Annotated in this window: 2 protein-coding genes; both read left to right on the forward strand. The window is 65.6% G+C overall.

All coding sequences use genetic code 11. The features are described 5' to 3' along the window. Positions 1–468: 2-keto-4-pentenoate hydratase (locus ABZF37_RS14035; RefSeq protein WP_372720987.1), on the forward strand; the 468-nt coding region annotated here is incomplete at its 5' end. Positions 469–539: 71 nt separating this feature from the next. Then, positions 540–2,721 (forward strand): alpha-glucan family phosphorylase (glgP, locus tag ABZF37_RS14040; protein ID WP_372720989.1); only part of this gene is annotated, 2,182 nt, incomplete at its 3' end.

Below are 2,721 nucleotides of genomic sequence, written 5' to 3' on the forward strand. Positions count from 1 at the left end.
GAGAACGAGCTATGTCTGCGGCTGGGTAAGCCGCTGCGCGGCCCCGGGGTGGACGTGGCGGCGGCACGGGCCGCGGTCAGCAGTTGTCACCCGGCCATGGAGCTGGTCGAAAACCGCGGTGATTTCACCGCCCAGCTGGCGGTAGCGGTGGCCGACAACGTACAACAGCGCGCCTTCGTGATCGGACCGGAAGTGCCGCTGCCGGTCGATGCCGATCTTGCCGCCGTGACCTGTGAGGTCAGCATCAACGGTGAGCAGGTGGCGCAGGCAAGTGGCGCGGCGGTGATGGGTGACCCCTATGCTTCGCTGGCCTGGCTCGCCAATAAATTGGCGGAATACGGACGGGGCCTTGAAACCGGCCAGTACGTGATGAGCGGCTCGTTCACGCGGCAGTTTCCGCTCAAGCCCGGCGATGAGGCCCAGACGCGTTTTAATGGCATCGGCCTGGTAGCAGTCAAGGCGCGCTGAGCCGCGCTGTCCGGACTGGCACAGACTCTGCTTGGAACACACCAAGCACTACGGCACCCGGACCCACGCACGTGACACAAACCACTTTTACTATCGAAGTCCAGCCCCGCATTCCTGTGCGCCTGCGGCGCCTGGAGGAGCTGGCGGGCGATCTGGTCTACAGCTGGGACCGACGTGTGCGGGCGCTGTTCGCGCGCCTGGACGCCGAGCTGTGGCGCTTGTGTGGCCACAACCCGAAAGTATTTTTACGCCGGGTGTCGCAGCAGGCGCTGGACGAAGCCGCCCAGGATCGCGGTTACCTGGAGGAATACAGCCGTGCGCTGTCCGGGTACGACAGTTATGCCCAGGCCACGGCGCGCTCGCAGCTGACCGATCGTTTTGACCCGCAGGTCGATCTGGTGGCGTATTTCTGTGCCGAGTACGGCCTGCATGAGAGCCTGCCGATTTACTCCGGCGGCCTTGGCATTCTGGCCGGGGACCACTGCAAGGCGGCCAGCGACCTGGGCCTGCCCTTCGTGGCGGTGGGCTTGCTGTACCGCCAGGGCTATTTCACGCAGGTCATCGATGGGCATGGCCAGCAGCAGGCGCACTTCCGGCCACATCAGATCGATGACCTGCCGGTGACCCTGGCGCTTGATGCCGGTGGCGAGCCGATCCGCGTGGCGGTGCAGCTGCCAGGGCGCGACGTCGGCCTGCATGTGTGGCGCGCCAAGGTAGGGCACATCAATCTGTACCTGCTTGATTCCGATCTGCCCGACAACAGCGCGGCTGACCGCGCTCTGACCTATCAGCTTTACGGCGGCGACCGCGAGTGGCGCCTGCAGCAGGAAGTCGTGCTCGGCATCGGCGGTGTGCGGGCGCTGCGGGCACTCGGCCTGGCCGCCACGGTCTGGCATATCAACGAAGGCCACGCGGCGTTTCAGCTGCTGGAGCGCTGCCGCGAATACGTCGCGGGCGGCGATGACTTCGCCACTGCCCTGGAGCGCGTTGCCGCGGGCACGGTGTTCACCACCCACACGCCGGTGGCGGCCGGTCACGATATTTTCGATGCGGATCTGTTCGACCAGTATTTCGGCGCCTTTGCGTTGGAGCTGGGTATCGGCATCGATGCTCTGCGCGCGCTCGGTCACTCCCCACAGAACCAGGGCAGCTTCAATATGACGTCCCTGGCGCTGCGCGGCACCCGTTTTCACAACGGTGTCAGCCAGGTGCATGGCGAGGTTGCCTCGGGCATGGAGCGCTACATCTGGCCCGACATTGCACCGCCGGAAAACCCGATGACGCACGTCACCAATGGCGTGCACGTGAGCACGTTTCTGGCCCAGGAATGGGCCAACCTGTTTGATGTGCGCTTTGCCGATTGGCGCAGTTCGCTGACCGACTGCGCTTATTGGGAGTGTCTTCGGGAGGTGCCGGATCACCGTTTCTGGAGCCTGCGCCAGGAACTCAAGAGCCTGCTGTTGCAGATGGTGCGCCGGCGCCTGGTCGTCCAGCACCGGCGTTCCGGCCTGGCCGCCGCTAAAGTGCGCAGGGTGACCCGTTACCTGGGCGACAGCGATGGTGACGTGTTGGTGCTGGGCTTCGGGCGGCGCTTTGCAACCTACAAACGGGCGGCGCTCATGTTCCAGGACCCGGAGCGCCTGGCGCGCTTGCTGGGTGACCCGCAGCGACCGGTGCTGATCATGTTCGCCGGCAAGGCACACCCCAGCGACGAGCCCGGGCAGGAACTGATCCGGCAGATCCACGAGTGGTCCATGCGCCCGGAGTTCATCGGCCGCATCCTGATAGTGGAGAACTACGACGTGGCGCTGGCGCGCGGCTTGGTGTCGGGCGTCGACGTGTGGCTGAACAACCCGGTCTACCCGCTGGAAGCGAGCGGCACCTCAGGCATGAAGGCGGCCATCAACGGCGTCATCAATCTGAGTGTCCTGGATGGCTGGTGGGCCGAGGGCTACGACGGCAGTAACGGCTGGGCGATCGAGCCGCATGGTTCCGATTTCGACCCCGCCGATCGCGACCGTCAGGAAGCGAGCGACCTGTACGACCTGCTGGAGCGGGAGGTGATTCCGCTGTATTTCGAGCGCGGCGGCCACACTCATTCGCCGGGTTGGGTGGCCATGGCCAAGGCGTCGATGATGACCATCCTGCCCCGCTTCAACTCCGAGCGCATGGTGTCCGAATACGCCGAGCGCCTGTACGGGCCGGCGCGCGACCACAGCCGGCGTCTGGAGCAGTCCGCCGATGGCGCGGCCA

Origin of the sequence: Immundisolibacter sp. (assembly GCF_041601295.1) — a bacterium.
GTDB lineage: Bacteria > Pseudomonadota > Gammaproteobacteria > Immundisolibacterales > Immundisolibacteraceae > Immundisolibacter.